The organism is Anaerobiospirillum sp. NML120448 (assembly GCF_023050945.1).
Taxonomy (GTDB): Bacteria; Pseudomonadota; Gammaproteobacteria; order Enterobacterales; family Succinivibrionaceae; genus Anaerobiospirillum.
In genome coordinates this window covers 1-17,334 of sequence record NZ_JALKIM010000080.1, presented here as the reverse complement: position 1 = coordinate 17,334, position 17,334 = coordinate 1, and the positions used below count along the sequence as shown (strand labels likewise).

Below are 17,334 nucleotides of genomic sequence, written 5' to 3'. Positions count from 1 at the left end.
ACTATATGTGACTTATATCACATATTTACTTTGCATAAAGGTTAATATAGTGTAGTTTTGTCGATGGTGTTTTTACAAGATTTTGCCACATTTTGTTCAACCAGCGCTTAATGTCGGTCGATATGGAACCATTATGAGAGGCAATATATTGCTCATAAAATGGTTTTAACCCTAAGTTAAGTTCAAAGAGTTCATTCAGTTGATCTATTTGTTTGTCTAGATTGTTGGCTAGCAGAGGGTATTTTTCGCATGCCTCTAGAATAGAGGGGTACTTTTGCAGGCTTTGCTTAAATTCATTAAGCTCGCTTATCGTATTGTTAAATAAGCACAAGCCACTCATAGGACGTACCTCAAGGGATGGCAGTCCTTTAACAATATTAAGGGGGCCAAAAGCTAGAGATCTATAGGCACAAGGAAGTACACGATTAGGCTTGGATAGGCAATAGCCAGTAGCTAAATATAGCTTTAGTATGTCGTTAGATAGAGACTCTATCATGTCTTGGAGCACTATTTTGCTGATATCGCCCTGAGCTTCAATCATGGCCGATAAGCATTGCTGAGCACTTTTTTTAAAGTGCTCAATAGAAACGCTGGGTGTATCTGTAGTTTGCTTGCCTTGAGCTACAGATTGTTGCTCTAATTTATCTTGATCATACAAAGAGGCTAGTGCCGCTTGGCCAGCAGCACTATAAATAAGACGAAATAGATATTGGCTCTTTTGCTCTGTAAGATCTTTACCAATATTGAGCGTATCTGCTAATTGCTTAAATAGTTGAGCAATCATTTAGGTTTAATCCTCATTAACTAAGAGCAAAAAGGCTTAAGATTATCTCGAATCTCAGTAAAAATTAAATCATTGTCTAAGGCTTCATTTAAAAGCTCGCTCCTGCCTAAGCACAATGATAGAGGAGCCAAGCCAAATAAGAGAGATATATTGGCCATCAGGGAATCAGAAGTATACTCAGTATCAGTTGGTTCAAAGATATTGTTGTTTAAAGAGTAATGCATTAACTCTGTGGTAGCTCCCAAGATGTATTTAATTCGATTTAATACTAATTGGCTAAGTCCCAGCTTGGAATAATCAGCCATACAAGCATCATTTAAAGTAGCCGAAGATACCAAGTCTTTAGTGCTAAAGTACATGGTGCTGCCCTGATAGCATGGGTACCTTGTCAAAAGATTGTTAACAATAAAGAACTCACTAATAAGAGGCATAGCATAAGCAAATATGCTCTTAGGTTGGAGTTGAATATCACTATAAAAAGGGTATGAAAGGTAGATACCAAGCTCTGAGTGCTCTTTAGATAAAGGCATTACATTGTCGCTATAGCCAGGAGAAAAGAGATTATCTACCATAGCAAATCGGCGACAGTTTTTAAGTGCTTGTTCAAATTCCATACTCTTAAAGCTATCTGACAATAGAATTTGATTGTATCCTTGCTGATAAGCACCAAAAGTAAAAGATGACACAATATGGTCTTTATAAGGCCCTAAAAGTAATACAGGAATGCGATAATGATGCATTACTGTTAAGTAGCAAGCAAGCATCTGACTTAACAGCGGGCTGATGATATTTTCACTAGCAAAAGAGCCATTGAGATTAGCACACACAGCTCTTAAGCTATGTTCAGTTGTTCTATTGATATCATGAGAAACATAGTTAAGAGCTAATGACTGATAAGCTGTTTTTTCGGTATCACTTTCTTTGCTTTCTTTGCCTTCTTTAGGGCGTAAACGCAAAATAGTACGAGCCTTACTCTTAACAATCTTATTGTCATCTAAGCTGGCGTTCTCGTTCTCGCTCATGCTCACGCTTGCACTCAAGCTTTCGCCCTTGCTCTCGCCATTACTCTTGTTCTCGCTCTCGCTTGCACTATCAATCGTATTCTTGCTTGCACTCAAGCTGGTACTATTAGGCGCACTTGCTGTTGGTTCTTGAGTTGAGATTTCCTTATGATTGCTCAATTGTGCATCACGGCTTGGAACTTCCTCAATGCTTGCACCATCATTAGGGATACTGCTCAAGCTATTGTTAGCTGTAGGGGAGCTATTTGGGCTGGCGCTGACCTTCTGAGCGGGCGTATTAACATCACTATTGCTATTGGTTAGCACTGCTGAATCTAAAGAGCTGTTTGTATCTGTAGGCTTATTATCAGAGCTTTGCTCTGTAGCTGCTGTAGATTCTCTAATGTCATCATGGCCTGAGGCTTGGCTATTGTTGATAGGGCCTTCATCTTGGGTAATGCTATCTTCATTAAATGGTTCTTGATTAGAGGTACTTGATTCAACAGCTGCTGCTTGACCATTGTTCTCATGCTGATATAGCTCTGAGTTGCTACTAGTGGCTGATTTAACAGAGCTTGATTGGGTAGTAGTGCTCTTATCATCGCTAGAGTTGTTGTACGAGTAGAGAGTTCTATCTTTTTGATAAGTGGCAGCAAGATCATCACTGGCAGCATTGGCATAATTATTACTATAAGATCCAGAACTAGAGGTAGAGCCATGGCCAGAACCATAGCTAGAGCTAGAGCTGGAGCTAATGCCAGAATTTGGGCTAGTGCTAGTGCTTTGGCTAGTGCTAGAGCTAATTAGAGACTCGTCTTGAGTAAGATCATTAATGATATTGCTATTGATAAGCAAAATACCGTGTAAGAACTTATTGAGCTTTTCTGATGAACTATAAATGTCTTTAAGGCTTGAGATTAGCTTGGTATAGACATCAGGGCTCGTGATCATTTCTGGGGTTAAAGGCTCTGGAAAGAATGGCTGTACGAAATTAATAAACAAGTCTAACAGCTGTTTAGTTTTGGCTGTAGAGCAGTTAATAATGCGCTTAAGATTAAACAATACATTGGTTTTGTATTGTTTCGCTATAGCTTCATTAAAAGTGCTTTCTAACTCTGGCCAATTATCATAAGTTTGGTAAATATCAGTTTTTTGATACTTATGACAAGCAAAAGCCATATAAATAGCTATGTATAAGGCATTTAGTATGTTCTTTTCAGGTCGTAAAACATAGGTAGCAGGTACGCCTAAATCGACAGTATCTACTAACATGCATTTAGGATAAATATTGCTTAAAGCACGATTAGGAGAGTATTGGTAAACAGGAATGCTATATTGCTGATTGTTAATTTTGATGGTGCCTGAGGCAATATCTAAAATATTTTTACGGCACAAGATACCCAAGTTGTGTTTGTCTTGGGTAAAAGAAAACAGTACTTGATCTCCTACTAAAGGGCAGCCTAAATACAAGCCATCAAGCAATTGTCCAAAAAGAGTGTTAGCTTGTTTTACCGATTTGGAAACATCAATAAATTGGATAATACTGCTATTAGTGCGCTCTGCACTTATGACGTTAGAGCTCTGTTCAACCCACTCATCAGTAGCGCTGACACTCCAAGCCCATGAGTGTAATTCATTAGGAAAGTTTTTAGGATCCTGAGCATGGATTTCAGATAGGGTATGAAAAGCATCAATATGGTTAGGGTTAACTGCAAAGGGAACGAGCTTATTATTGACAATGTCAAAACAGCGATTTAGTAGAATGCCTGACTCATCTCTAGGGCTTTCTAAGAATACTGACTCATACTTATTGATAGTTTCCATAGTATTTTCTCTTATTCTGTTTTCACATAGGCCATAAGTTCACGCATTACCTTTTGGTTAAGCGTGCCTTGCTTTGCATGTAGCTTTAACCATTGTAAAGTCAAAGGATAGCCATAAAGTTTATCAAGCGCAAAGTTTACTAAGCGCCAGTTAAAAGGCTCAGTTCTAGAATAGGCATAACGTTTCTTTGCTAAGAGAGCTAGTTTCCTAATGGTTTGCTCATTGTTGTTAAACGATCCTACATCTAAGGGCTGACAAATAGCATGTAGTTTTTTAATAAATTCTTCCTCAATTGCTTGTGGTATAGCTAATGTTTCCTGAGTAAGCTTCGGAGTGCAATTATGATTAGGTTTGCTGCTAAAAGTATAATCAGGAGACTTATTAGTAATCTCTACCTCTGAATCTGAGCTTGCTGCTATTGAGGCTGCTGATTTTATTGATGGAACTGTAGCTGTTACTTTATTGTTGGGCAAAGACACCAACTTGGGAGCTGTATAGTAGTGCTCATGAGAGACAAACTCTTGAGAGGTCTCTTTGATAGCCCCATAAGCTTCATATAGTGAGTTTATAGATTTTTTTAACTCTTTGAGCATAATGATTGGCGGTTTAGTACAGCTTTGGTTAGTTTGAGTTTTATTGGTTAAAGAAGCTAATAAACAAAGCTGGAGTCTCTGCCTTAAAGCTAGATCAAACTCATTAATTAATGAAGATTTAGGAGCTTGTAGGGAGCTTACAAGGTCTTTATTAACTTGATCATTCTTTGGCTTAGGATGTATGGATGGTGCTAATAATTCTAAAGAGCGCACTAAACTACAGCCATGATAAAAATCATAGCGCCTGCCTAAAGATAGCTCTCCTTTACTTAAGATAAGTTTATGCTCTGGGCCTGACTTTAAACGTAAGATGTTAATAAGCTTGTCTTGTTCATAAATTTTTAGTTTGCCATCTACCTCACTAATAATAGTCAAATCGCCCAAATCATCTACATTGTTAAAACGATCCTGTTCTAATGCTCCTATTAAGCTGCTGGTAATACTTAGTTGAGGAGCATTATTAGAGAGACTGCTACTATCCTGATTAAGATAAATAAAACCTATGGCTCCATGCTCACCTAAAATTAAGAGCTGAGCCTTTTGATTAGGTATGACTCTAAAGATGGTGCCATGCTCAGTAGGCACACTAAGCAAGCTATCGCTGCCATGATGCTTAGTATGTTTAGGGTAGAGCTGTACTTTATCAGCAGGGCCATTTAAATAAAAATAAAGCTCACGAGCACAGTTAATAATTTGATTGGAGTTATAAATTTTAGGAGGCCAGAACTGATAGCAATCGGGTGCTTGCTCAGCTAACTCAATACCGTACTTTAAGAATAAATCGGTTGAGTTCTTATTGATGTGAGCAAGTCTAACTTTATAGACAAGCCATGACTCTTTAGCAGTTTTAAACTCATAGATTTCTTTTCTAATTACCTTATTGCCACTGGTATTAGCTAAGAACCAATTAAGATGCTTATGGGAGAATAAGAATAAGAAATCATGATTAAGTGTGACCTTAGCCCCACGGTAAATTCGCTTTCCAGAACTGGCATAAAACACTCCGCCATGATCAAAGAAACCTTCAACCTTATTTGGCCAAAATTGGGCTAATTGATGAGGAATATTTACATAAGAGAGTAGGTATTCATCTAAGATAGTTGAACCAACACTTAGATAGGTAGTTTCTCCTGGAGCGATTCTATCAACATAAAAGTGACGATTAAACGCAAAAAGAGGGTTGGAGATAGAAATAGAGCCGTCTTTGAGATCACTAACACTAGTTGGGCAATAAAAACCAATTTCTAAACTAAAACCATTAGGATTAACCATCATTCTCATTGGCATTACATGTAAAGCCAAAGGAGATGCATCCTGATAGATTTGCGCTGTAAACTTACTACGATCTTCGCAAAGCTTGTCAGCATTTATTTTTTGATCATAGTCTAGTGGTGAGTGGCGAAAATGACGCTCTTTCTTACCTGACTTTGACTCAGTCAATGTCACGTAATTACCACAGAGTTTACAAATAAAGATTTCACTATGATAGGACACAGTATGGGAGTAGCGTTCACATGCCTCTTCAACACTAATGGGCACATATCCTTTACCATCTTCCCAAATATGAACATTCTCTAGAGACATACTGCTCCCCAAATAGTGAAAGCTAAAAGTGATAAAACATAGCTCTATAGTTTAGACTTATTGAGCTATTACGGATATAAAAAAATAGGAAATATTGTAGGAAATAAGATGCTTATCAAGGAAATACACTAGATCTTAGAGCCTCCAAAGCTATGTTTTAGAAAATCAAATTTAGGTGCGGGCGCTCATTAAGCTCCATGGTTGTGCCAGTAAGGTACAGTTGTGGTCGCTTGCTTTGGTTATAGCTCTGGCTCTTGCTCTGGTTAAGGTGCTGGAGCGAGCGTAAAAAATAGGTTATATAGTTTAATATCGATATATAACAAAATACGAAAATATTACCAAGACCTAAAGTCAGGTGCCAAAAAAGCAAAATATGACTAGTTTTTATTGCTAAATTTTGATGGACTGAAAGCAAGAGTGGCAGTTGGGATGGTGAGCAGGTAATCAGGAGTGTTTATAGACAGGCAGGGTGGCTGGGCGGGTTCGTTGGAGCACTGCTCTTAGTGTTGCAAGGCTGTAATAATTAGTACTCAGTAGCTTTGCTTACTAAGTGTGGCTATGCATTGGTTGGGAGCTTTGCTTAGGCAAAGTGTAGTAGGGCATGAGGGTAGCTTGAGCTTGAGAACAAGCGCCAGCTTGAGCGTAAGCGCAAGCTAAAAAGGGGCGACTTTAGAAAGCCGCCCCAACTACAAACACTTTATGAAATAATGTCTTTTGGAGGAGAATCCTGTTTGGGGCTTGATTAGCCTTGAGCAATGATGCGATCACGCATCTTTAAGGATACATAGGATAATGCTACAGCGGCGATTAATACCATGCCCTTAACAACTTGCTGTACGTAATCATTAATATTGCACATCAACATACCAGTAGAGAGTACACCCATGATGAGCACACCGATGATTACTAAGGATAATCTACCTTGACCACCCATTAAGCTTACGCCACCTAATACTACAGCAGTAATACTATCCATTTCGAAGCCTACACCAGCAGCTGGCTGACCAGAGTTGGTACGGGATAATAATACGAGACCAGCAACACCAGATAAGAAGGAGCAGAAAGCATAGGTGAAGATCTTTACAGCATTTACGTTTACGCCAGATAAACGGGAGGCTTCTTCGTTACCACCAACACCATAAATGTGACGGCCAATAGGAGTCTTGCTAAGAACAAAGATACCAATAGCAAACACTGCTAACATTAAGATTACTGGATATGGGATGCCTAATAAGTAGCCACGGCCAAATGGAGATAAGCCTGGACCGAAGCCGTAAACTGGTAAACCATCAGTAATTAAGTAGCCAGCACCACGCAACGCAGTCATCATACCTAAGGTGGCAATAAGTGGAGACATTTTAAAGAATGACACTAAGCAGCCACTGAAAATACCATAGCAAACGGCAATCATTAGGGTAACAATGATAGCAATAGGTATGCTAAAGCCTGCTTTTAGTAGCAAGGCAGCCGTGAGCGAGGAAATACATGCTACCGAGCCTACAGATAGATCAATACCAGCAGTTAAAATTACGAAGGCTGCACCTACCGAGATAATGCCGATGATGGAAACCTGTCTTAAAATTGAGGTTAAAGTACCAAAAGAGAAGAAGTTTGAAGATGCTATGGAGAAAATTAAAATAAGTAATAGCAAAATCAAAACAATACCGTAATCGAGCAACCACAAGTAGAGGGTCTTATTTTTCTTGTCAGCCATTTTTACTGCTCCATGAACTTGAGATGTAATTGTCTATTCTTTCTGCCTAAAGAAGCCTTTTCTAAGATGTTTGTTTGGTCAAACTCACCCTTCTTAAATTCGGCAGTGATTGATCCTTCAGACATTACGTAAATTCGTTGTGACATGCCGATAAGCTCAGGCATTTCAGAGGAAATCATAATGATGGACTTGCCAGCATCAGCAAGCTTGCACATCAAGTTGTAGATTTCTTGCTTAGCGCCCACGTCAATACCACGAGTTGGCTCGTCAAAAATCAAAACGTCACACTCGGTAGATAAAATACGAGAGAGTACTACCTTTTGTTGGTTACCACCTGAGAGGTTCTTAACCAACTGGTTCATGTGAGGAGTTTTAATATTGAGATCTTTGATGTAGCCTAAGGTAGCATCACGCTCCTTCTTGCCATCAATAACAAAGCCATATTGTAAGTACTTAGGTAGGGAGGAGAACACAGTATTCTCTCTTACTACTAAGCCTAAGAGTACGCCTTGGCCCTTTCTATCCTCAGGGATAAGACCAATACCTACCTTAAGGGCATGGCGAGGAGATTTAGGAGTATAATTTTTGCCTTTATAAGTAATTTGACCACTCTCTAATGGGTCAGCACCAAACAGAGCACGGGCAACTTCGGTACGGCCTGCGCCTACTAAGCCGCCAAAGCCAATAATTTCGCCCTTGTGGAGCTTAAAGCTAACGTCATTAATATGAGAATTGCAAAGATTCTTACACTCTAAAACCACTTCATCAGAGGTCTTAGTAGGCTCTGGGAACTCACCAGAAATTTCACGACCAACCATCAAAGAAATTAAGCGTCTCATGGTGAGATCTTTTACATCCTCAGTGGTAACGAAACGGCCATCCATAAAGATAGCGGCACGGTCGCACATCTGGAAAATTTCTTCTAGACGGTGAGAAATAAAGATAATAGTGGTGTTCTTTTCACGTAGCTTCTTAACAATGTTAAAGAAGATAGCTGTTTCCTTTAAAGTTAAAGGAGCAGTTGGCTCATCTAAAATGATGAAGCGTGGATCACGAGAAACAGCCTTTAAAATTTCTACGATCTGCTGATAAGCAACACCGATATCGCATACTCTTTTACGAACATCGATATCCATTCCCATCTCATCAAATAAGGCCTGAGCACGGCGGTACATCTCTTTTAAGTCTAAAAGACCTTTGCCCTTTAAAATTTCACGGCCATAGAAGATGTTTTCAGCAATAGAAAGATAAGGAATTAAGGAGAATTCTTGGTATACAGCTGCGATGCCTAATTCCATGGATAAAACAGGATCTAAGGTATCATAGGTTTTACCATCAAAAATGATTTGGCCGCTGGATGGTGTTTCAGCGCCTGTAAGCATCTTAATAAAAGTGGACTTACCAGCTCCGTTCTCACCACATAATGCGAGAACTTCGCCACGACGAATATCTAAAGTAATATCGGATAAGGCTCGTACTTTAGCGTAATACTTGGATAGCCCTCTTACAGATAGGATCAAATCTTCATTGTTATTGGTCATAGACGCATCCTAACGTGGCATAAGCAAGCAATAATACTGCTTTGCTATTGGCATGATGTTCCTTTGTTTGTTTGTGCCACCAAAAACAGTAGACATTAAGGACAAACAAAAGGGAAATGCTTAAAACTCGTAAGGGAGTAGTAAAGGATAGATTTCTTTATAAACTTGGCCTAATTGGCAGTTATTGTTAAAGGCCAAGTTGTAGAGCAAACTCCCTAGCAAGTAAGATAATGAGTAAAAGGTACCTAGAGCCAAGGTGATATATCCTTGGCCCATTACTTTTAAGAGTTATAAATCTAAGTCAGTACAAGCTACTCTAAAGGTACTTGCTATGAGTTTTAAAGGGGTGATGAGCTCACCTGCCTTAATGTCGTTTGCTAGAACTTAAGTTAAGTACTAGTAAGCTGGCTTGTACTTGCCAGATAAAAGGTCAGCCTGTGGTACAGGTACGTATGGGAGGTTGTCCTCTACAGCCTTAGATGGCTTGCCTTTTTGTACGATATCGTAGAGGTACTTAACCATCTCGTAGCCGCCCTTGAATGGATAGAGGTCAACAGTACCACGGTAGATGCTATCAGGCTCTTGCATTAGAGCTAAACACTCTTTAGTAGCGTCGCCAGAGAATACAGCACGATCTGGGCCTACAGCGTCGTTAGCAACCATGGCCTGGTAGCCACCGATAGCACCAGAGTCATTAGCACCAACAATTAAGTTTAAGTCTGGGTGCTGCTGTAAGATAGACTCGGTAATACGCATGCCAAGCTCTGGGTTATCGCCAGCCTGACGGGCAACGATTTGCATGTCTGGGCAGATATCACGAACAGCTTGCTCAACACCATCACCACGAACCTTGGTGGCTTCTACGTTGTCTTGGGTAATTAAAGCAACCTTGCCCTTGCACTTTAAGGTTTCCTTAGCCCAAGTTGCAGCTTGGCTACCGATGGTATAGCCATAAGCAAACTCTTCCATGCCATAGAGAACATCAGAGTTAGAAACTAACTGAGCAATAGAACCAGTTGCAATACCAGCCTTGTTAGCGTCCTCATAGGTGGCGAATAAGGCGTTAGAATCGATTGGAGTAGTGAAGATAGCATCGTACTTATCGTTAATCATGTTTTCGATATCAGATACTTGCTTATCAACACGGTACTGAGCATCAATAGCTACACACTTAATACCAAGCTCATTACAGGCTTTTTCCATACCAAGCTTAACACCTACGAACCATGGGTTAGCAAGCTGTGGTACAGAGAAACCAATCTTAATATCCTTTGGATCCTTGGCAGCATTAGCATTTACAGCAAAAGCGGCTAAACCTACGGCTAATAAGGCAGTTGATAATTTTCCAAGACGCATAGATAATCCCTCAATTATTTTTCATTTGACTTAGAAACGGCTAAGACCTTTTCATATTCGTTGCAAAGTACGTATTTGATAGGTTCGTCCTCAATAATTTGTGAGAAGCGATCGCCATTGTCTAAAAATCTGTTGTCGACATGGTCATCGTTGGTCTTTGAGACCTCCCAAGCCATGACTGATTCCTTTTCAGCCCAGAATCTGTGATAGACACGTGGGTTAACTCTAATAGATGAACCTGGTTTTAGGCAGACTACAGAGCCAGGTTTAAAACATAGCTTTTGTCCGTCAATAGATAGATGCAGGTCATTTACTTTGTCTAGCTCTTCATCTTTAGTGGAGTTGTAAAGTTCAATCATTAAATCGCCACCACCGCGATTAATAATGTCCTCCATTTTATGGTGATGGAAATGCATAGGTAATTCTTGGTCTTTACCTACAAAAAGCATTTTCTCAGCATATGGATTAGGGTAGAGATCCTTGAGTACAGGTTTGATCGAGCCATTTCTAAAGTTAAACAGCACACATCCACGGGTTGAAAAATCATTGCCTCCGAAATCGGAAACATCCCAACCCAACTCGACATCAAAAACTTCTTGCCATTGAGCTAGATCTAATTTTTTCCAGTCTTGCAGTGTAAAGTAACCAAACTTTGGTAAAACAACTTGGTGTTGATGGATGAAATCGATGACGTTATCAACAATTTTGTTGATTTCAGATCGGTTCATAACGCCCATAAACATAACTCCTTTTATCATCCAAAGTTATCTTTACAACCGTTTGCAATAAAACTGGTTTTATTTTATAGGCTCCAATAGCTTATATACTTTGAGGTGTGTCATATTTTTGCGAATTTATATCATGATCTATGTCAAAAAATCGCAAACGTTTTAGGGGATAGTTAAAAAAATATTTGGTTAAAGGCATAGCAAAGCCACTAAAGTGTGATCTAAATCGCTAAATTTGTTTTGCAAATTCATACGATATGATGCGATAGGTTTAAAACCATCAAAATATTTATATCTAGAAACGCTGATAGATAAAAGCTTTGCAAGCCAAAAACATAGTCTTAAAAAAGTGTTTGTGCCCCCATGTCATCGCAACCGATTGCGATGCTTGCAAAAAGCCAAAAAGCCATAAGGCAGGTAAGGTAAAGAGCAAAAGCGTAACCTAAACATTAAGACAAACAAAAAAGTAGGTAGAGAGTAAACCAATAAGCCCATAAGACACTCTCTAGAGCAGTAATAAATTTAGGCAAGTTAGAGTAAGGAAAGGAAATGGAGGGGAATGGCCAAAATGACCTCCAATATGGTGCGATAACAAGCCACTTTTTTAGACTACCACGCAAGGAACAAAAGTTGGTGCTCTTTAATAATTAAGCTGATTGGCACAACAGCGCAATCGCAATCGCAATTACAAATGAGGTTAATCTTCATGCCCTACAAAGATAGTGGTAAAAGCTCTTGGCATGCCTATGGAGTTTAGTTAAGGAGGCTTGAATTAATAAGAGGTGAGGTATACCAATAAGTCTAAGGAGAGCTTTGTTGTTAAGTGAGATGCTGGGGTACATTAAGTTAGCAGCTTAGTTGGTAACTGCTAACTTAAAAAGCCTTAAGGCTCAATTTCTCAATGAGCTCTGTACCTGGCAACGCCTGACTGCACCGCACTTAGTCAGGCAGCGCCACACCACAGTGAACTATGCATAAGTGCGCTGCGCTGCGTTGCCTGGCAGCTATGCTGCAAAGAGGGGCGATGCAAAGCATTGCTGGATATAGCTCAGCTGGGCACGGCTCTGCTGGTGCGGTGCAAAGTGGTGCGCTACAGCGCCCTTAGCCATAATAGAGAGCTTACTATTATGGGCTAGGGGCGCTAGTTAGAGCTGGGCTTAGCTTCTTAGTGTAGCGTTGCGCTGTGATGAGCTTATATTCATATTTATTATGATTGGCTCTGATGGGACTTATAGTTTAAGAGCGCAAGGGGTCTAATGGTTTTAGCTATAGGTTTGCGACATTGGGCAAAAGCATCATCTTGAGCTTGGTATTCTTTAGTCTGTACCTGCATAAAGCCTAAAATGGTAGAGAATACATTGTCATGAGACAACTCTTGAATGGTGGCCTTATCGCTAAGACATTGCTTATCTAAACCAATAGCTTGAGCAGTGGCGCTTGGGAGCCATAATTGCATTGGCACATGGGTTTGATGAACTGGGGCTACCAGATAAGGAGTTCCGTGTAAGAACAGGCCATTTTCACCTAAGGACTCACCATGATCGGAGATATAAAAGAGCGCAGGATTAATTTTGTCCATGTTTTGCTCTAAAACATTGTGAACTAAGGAGTAAAGTACATAGTCGGTATAAGCAATGGTATTATCATAGGCATTGCGCACCTCCTCTAAAGTACAATTCTCAACATCAGCTCGATTACAATCTGGGCTGTAGCGCTTAAAGCTCTCAGGGTAGCGCTCATAATACTTTGGGCCATGAGAGCCAATTAAGTGTAAGAAAACTACAGTATCTTTGGTGGCATTAGCAGCAATAGCACGGGCCTCATTAATCATAATTTCATCAAAGCAAGTGCCATTTTTACAAAGCTTGCTATTGGTCTTAGGGTCAATGTTAATGGTCTTAATATTCTTGCATACACCCTTACAGCCGCCATCATTATCCAGCCATACTAAATCTAATTTTGCTTTAGCTAAGATATCAATAAGATTATCTCTCTTATCAGCCGCCTCTTTGTTGAAGTTAGAGCGCTTCATATCAGAAAACATACAAGGAACAGACTGAGCTGTAGCGGTAGCACATGAGCTTACCTTACTAAAGTTTATAAGTTTTTCTTGTTGGGTAAATTCATTGGTATTGCGCTCATAGCCTAAAGAACCAAAATTTTGAGCTCGTGCAGTTTCACCTAAGACAAAAAATAAAACTTTTGGCTTATCAGAAGTAGAGGCTAATTGAGCATCATCTCCTAAGGACACATAAGGATATTGCTTTGGAAAGTAGGTATTGCGAGCGTACTTATAAGAAGCGATTAAATAAGAGACAGGTAAGATCTCTTTGGCTAAAGTATGGTTTTCACGACCAATAAAAGAATATAGCTGATAGTTAGGAGCCACAATGGCTAGAGCTAATAAGAAAGCACAGCAAGCAGAGGTCAAACGCAGCAAGCTGCTCTTAAGCATGCTAGTAGCATAGCTAATCTTAATCTTATAAACAGCAATTGCTGGTATTACGCCTAAAATTACAACAAAAGCAACTAATGACCAGGAAAAATATGAAGTTGCTTCATGGACGTTGGTTTGCATGACGTTTTCCATCATGTCCACGTCAAAAATAACCTTGTAGTTAACTGCCATATAGCTTACTACTGAGGTGATTAAGCACAATAAAATGAGTGCCCCTTTTAAGATATAGCGATAGGAAAATAAAAGGATAAATATCACCATCATTAACAAGCTAATCGCTATAGGGGTGAGCACTTTAAAATGCCATGGAATTTCAGGATTATCACGATAAATTTGCGCTACATGATCCCAAAACGCCAGATTGTAAACAGTAGCAAAAATAATTGCCACGATAGCAGTGATCACTAAGTAATGGTTAGCAAGTGATCTAAACTTTTTAAAGAAGAACAGCATATTTTTCATAATAAAAATAAAATCCAAGCCTCCCCAAGGAGTAAGAGGCTTTTGATGTCATATCAGGTGCTCAATGGCACCTAAAAACTAAAGAAGACACAAATAATTTAAGTCTTAGAAAAGTAGGCCTGCTTTTGTTAAGGCTTAAAAGCAAACAACAAAATTACCATCTAATATCAGGCTCAATATTAGTACTAGTTTTTATATAAAAACCGACCAATTGCGCCTACAAATACATAAAGCATGGATAGTTGAGCTCAAACAGAAAAATTGCTTTGCTCATAGCCTTTGATATTACTATTAGTAAAAGGTTCCAAAATCTTTAAAAGTTGCGTTTTTTGCTCAAAAACTGCTTAATTTTTGGGAAATTTGTTAAATATATGTAAATTTTAGGTAATAAATGCTTTAACTACTCATCAACCACATCTACAAGAAATTCAATTTAAGCCAAGCTAAAAGTAAGCTCTTAGCTGCCCTAAAGAAAGGACGGCTTTTTTTGCATTACCACCACATGAGATAGCAAAGCTTGTAGCTTAAGACTGGCTTTCATCCTTCAAGCTAGCTAATAAAAATGCATTAGTACTATTAGCAAGGCCGACCAATTACATGGTATAGCTCCTAAATTTAGAAAGTAATATCAAGTCCCCTAAGTAAGTTTTCCCCATGACCTCCCAAAATCTAAATATGGCTATCAGTAGTGGTCTTAGTAGTTAATTAGCTTGGAGGTACAAGTGTGTAAGCTATCTATTTTGCTAGCAGCCAAACTGGCTAACATGCTGGCAAGCTGGCGCACTTACTTGCTGGTGGGCATGCAAGATAGTTAGAGGGTGTTTGAATAGGGGAGTGCTTGAGTAGGCGAGCTTGCAATTAAAAAAATGGTGTGAGTGGAGGCAGGACGGTAATTGTTCTGAGGAAGCCAGGTTTTGGCCCTGCCCATGGCCTTGGCTAGGGGCTGGGATGAGGCAAAAAAGAGGCTCAAATAGCTGATGCTGTTTGAGCCCTTTTAATTTTAAGTCCATGATAAATGTTCACATGGATGAGGTGCTGTGAGCGTACCTTTTATAAGTCGTCAACTAAAGCAGTAGACTTAGCGTAGGCTGTGGAGCGAGCCTCAAAGAAGTCAGTCTTTACCATGTTGGCGTTGGAGTATTGGCTTACCCAAGACATGGACTCTGGCTCACTTTCATAGCGTGGATCATAAGATGGGAAGCCCAAGCTCATCCAGCGAATGTTACCTAAGTAGGAAATATAATCAGTGATCATTTCCTTATTAAGGCCTGGGATATTGTCACCAATTACATAATGACCCCATGCAATTTCCTGGCGTACGCCCTCTTGAATCATGGCACGAAGCTCATCAATAGTCTCAGGGCTAAAGAGCTCTGGATTTTCTTTTTGGAGCTCACGAATGATGTTTCTAAATAACCATAAGTGAGTATTCTCGTCACGGTTAATGTAACGAATTTCCTGAGCAGAGCCTGGCATCTTGCCTTGACGGCTTAAGTTGTAGAAGAAAGAGAAACCAGAATAGAAGTAAATACCTTCTAAGATATAGTTGGCCATTAAGACCTTTACTAAGTTTTCTGGAGATTGATTCTCTTGGAATTGGTTGTAAAGATCGCCAATAAAGGTATTACGAGCTAAGAGGTGCTCGTCATTCTTCCATTGGTAAAGGATGCGATTGCGCTGATCTGGAGAACAAATACTATCTAACATGTAGCTGTAACTTTGAGAGTGGATACACTCTTGGAAAGTTTGGATAGATAAGCATAAGTTTACTTCAGAAACAGTAATAAACTCGGCAATACGAGGAAGGTTTGCAGTCTGAATAGAGTCAAGGAATACTAAGAAACTTAGGATTTTGTCATAAGCCTCACGCTCTGCTGGGGTAAGCAGAGGATAGTCTTTAACATCCTGAGATAAGTTAATTTCCTCTGGAATCCAGAAGTTATTCATAGCTTGACGATACCAATCAGAAGCCCAGCGATACTTCATGTTATTGAAATCGTTGAGGTTGGTGGTATTACCGCCTATTAATCGCCAATGGGTAACATCAGTGTCACCTTGGGGATTAAAGAGCTTCTTCTTAGTAAGCTGTTCCATAGTTCCCGACTAAACCTAATCCTAAAATGTAATAAAAGAACAAAACTCTATTATCAGAACCTGTTATCTGACATTAGAGCGTAAAAATAGCGGCCTTATTTTACAAGATTGTGACCACAAAATAAACCGCTAAATTAAACCTAACTACCTAACTAGTATACCAGAGTAAGCTATAACTAACTACTGTTTGTTTCGCACAACAAACAAAGCTAGCTCTCAAGCTAAATTACAGGCCTTATTGAGGGGTATGTTGCATGACTAGAGTGCACAAATCTTGATTAAAAGCCTGATATTGCGTATGACTAATAGTTCTCTTGGTTGTTAGCACAATCAATTTATGTGCCTGAAAATCCTTGCGATAGGGTGGGTGGCGGTGTTCAAAGTTGTTTTGCACAAAGCCACAATGCTGATAAAAACGCAAACGAGCTCGAGCAATATCGTCAACTAAGGGATCAATCTCCAGCAAAACGCTTTTAGGGCTCTTATTTATAAAATTTCTTAACAAAGCCTGACCATAGCCTTGGCCTCTTAATTCTTTAGCAATAGCCAAGTGTTCTACATACCAACAAGTATCTAAGTCCCAGAAGGCAATAAAGCCCAGTAATGAGCCATTACTTACCTGACACCTCCCATGGGCAAGCCCATGGGGTTCCATATACAAACTTCCCTTAAAGAGAAAACCATCTATTTTTATAGATGGCTTTGACTAAAAGTAGTCGCTTGTTTTAGGTAACTTCTTATCCTTGCGGATGACTTTCTTGCGAAAGCAATTGGCGAGGAATGTCATTCTCACCAAAACTTGTTATTAATTGAAAGTGATATCAAAGTTAAATACCACTATTAAACACATTGATGTTATGTGTCTTGATATAAGCAATTAAATCTTGCTCATTCTTCAGAAATCGTGCAAATTCGGCTTTACACTTATCTTTATCTATAGCCTTACTATCAAAACTATAGCAATATAGTAAAAAGGATGAGTAGCAATCTCTTTGAACTACTGTTCCATCAGACAAAGTAATCATACGATCAGACAGCTTTCTTTTAGTGTATGTATCAGCTGTATGGTCATACTGGCTAGCTCGATAGTTTCTAGGTACAATGATAAACTGGCCACCAGTATTAAGAAACTTTTGCTGAGCATGAGCCCAAACATATCCCATACAATACTTGTAAATCGAGCGACCAAATCTTT

At 39.4% G+C, this 17,334-nt stretch carries 11 protein-coding genes; all 11 read right to left on the bottom strand.

What is annotated here, in order from left to right:
* Nucleotides 1-25: 25 nt before the first annotated feature.
* Complete coding sequence (locus tag MXE38_RS10535; RefSeq protein WP_246914548.1) at nucleotides 26-784, bottom strand: hypothetical protein; 759 nt, start codon at nucleotides 782-784, stop codon at nucleotides 26-28.
* A 20-nt stretch (nucleotides 785-804) separates the two neighbouring features.
* The gene (locus tag MXE38_RS10530) at nucleotides 805-3,609 is read right to left on the bottom strand and encodes a hypothetical protein (protein WP_246914546.1); all 2,805 of its coding nucleotides are present in this window, start codon (nucleotides 3,607-3,609) and stop codon (nucleotides 805-807) included.
* An 11-nt stretch (nucleotides 3,610-3,620) separates the two neighbouring features.
* Nucleotides 3,621-5,786 (bottom strand): hypothetical protein, encoded by a 2,166-nt coding sequence (locus tag MXE38_RS10525; RefSeq protein ID WP_246914544.1) that lies wholly within the window; start codon nucleotides 5,784-5,786, stop codon nucleotides 3,621-3,623.
* A gap of 742 nt (nucleotides 5,787-6,528) precedes the next feature.
* A complete protein-coding gene (locus MXE38_RS10520; RefSeq protein ID WP_246914542.1) occupies nucleotides 6,529-7,500 on the bottom strand; it encodes an ABC transporter permease in 972 nt (323 codons plus the stop codon).
* 2 nt (nucleotides 7,501-7,502) lie between these two features.
* Nucleotides 7,503-9,041 carry a sugar ABC transporter ATP-binding protein gene (locus tag MXE38_RS10515; RefSeq protein ID WP_246914540.1) on the bottom strand — a complete coding sequence of 513 codons (1,539 nt, stop codon included), beginning with the start codon at nucleotides 9,039-9,041 and terminating at the stop codon, nucleotides 7,503-7,505.
* Between the two features lie 396 nt (nucleotides 9,042-9,437).
* Nucleotides 9,438-10,397 (bottom strand): sugar ABC transporter substrate-binding protein, encoded by a 960-nt coding sequence (locus MXE38_RS10510; RefSeq protein ID WP_246914538.1) that lies wholly within the window; start codon nucleotides 10,395-10,397, stop codon nucleotides 9,438-9,440.
* A 14-nt stretch (nucleotides 10,398-10,411) separates the two neighbouring features.
* Complete coding sequence (locus MXE38_RS10505) at nucleotides 10,412-11,125, bottom strand: D-lyxose/D-mannose family sugar isomerase (RefSeq protein WP_246914536.1); 714 nt, start codon at nucleotides 11,123-11,125, stop codon at nucleotides 10,412-10,414.
* A 1,207-nt stretch (nucleotides 11,126-12,332) separates the two neighbouring features.
* The gene (locus MXE38_RS10500) at nucleotides 12,333-14,063 is read right to left on the bottom strand and encodes a phosphoethanolamine--lipid A transferase (protein WP_246914534.1); all 1,731 of its coding nucleotides are present in this window, start codon (nucleotides 14,061-14,063) and stop codon (nucleotides 12,333-12,335) included.
* Between the two features lie 1,032 nt (nucleotides 14,064-15,095).
* Nucleotides 15,096-16,139: a ribonucleotide-diphosphate reductase subunit beta gene (locus tag MXE38_RS10495; RefSeq protein ID WP_246914532.1), complete on the bottom strand. Its 1,044-nt coding sequence runs from the start codon at nucleotides 16,137-16,139 to the stop codon at nucleotides 15,096-15,098.
* A 235-nt stretch (nucleotides 16,140-16,374) separates the two neighbouring features.
* On the bottom strand, nucleotides 16,375-16,794 hold the full coding sequence (locus tag MXE38_RS10490; RefSeq protein ID WP_246914530.1) for a GNAT family N-acetyltransferase: 420 nt from the start codon (nucleotides 16,792-16,794) through the stop codon (nucleotides 16,375-16,377).
* Between the two features lie 172 nt (nucleotides 16,795-16,966).
* The coding region (locus MXE38_RS10485) for a hypothetical protein (protein WP_246914529.1) at nucleotides 16,967-17,334 on the bottom strand (368 nt) is incomplete at its 5' end.

What these genes read in the sequence shown, in the direction of transcription:
- MXE38_RS10530 (WP_246914546.1), bottom strand. Translation starts at nt 3,609, where the DNA reads ATGGAAACTATCAATAAGTATGAGTCAGTATTCTTAGAAAGCCCTAGA.
- MXE38_RS10520 (WP_246914542.1), bottom strand. Translation starts at nt 7,500, where the DNA reads ATGGCTGACAAGAAAAATAAGACCCTCTACTTGTGGTTGCTCGATTAC.
- MXE38_RS10505 (WP_246914536.1), bottom strand. Translation starts at nt 11,125, where the DNA reads ATGAACCGATCTGAAATCAACAAAATTGTTGATAACGTCATCGATTTC.
- MXE38_RS10525 (WP_246914544.1), bottom strand. Translation starts at nt 5,786, where the DNA reads ATGTCTCTAGAGAATGTTCATATTTGGGAAGATGGTAAAGGATATGTG.
- MXE38_RS10535 (WP_246914548.1), bottom strand. Translation starts at nt 784, where the DNA reads ATGATTGCTCAACTATTTAAGCAATTAGCAGATACGCTCAATATTGGT.
- MXE38_RS10490 (WP_246914530.1), bottom strand. Translation starts at nt 16,794, where the DNA reads ATGGAACCCCATGGGCTTGCCCATGGGAGGTGTCAGGTAAGTAATGGC.
- MXE38_RS10495 (WP_246914532.1), bottom strand. Translation starts at nt 16,139, where the DNA reads ATGGAACAGCTTACTAAGAAGAAGCTCTTTAATCCCCAAGGTGACACT.
- MXE38_RS10515 (WP_246914540.1), bottom strand. Translation starts at nt 9,041, where the DNA reads ATGACCAATAACAATGAAGATTTGATCCTATCTGTAAGAGGGCTATCC.
- MXE38_RS10510 (WP_246914538.1), bottom strand. Translation starts at nt 10,397, where the DNA reads ATGCGTCTTGGAAAATTATCAACTGCCTTATTAGCCGTAGGTTTAGCC.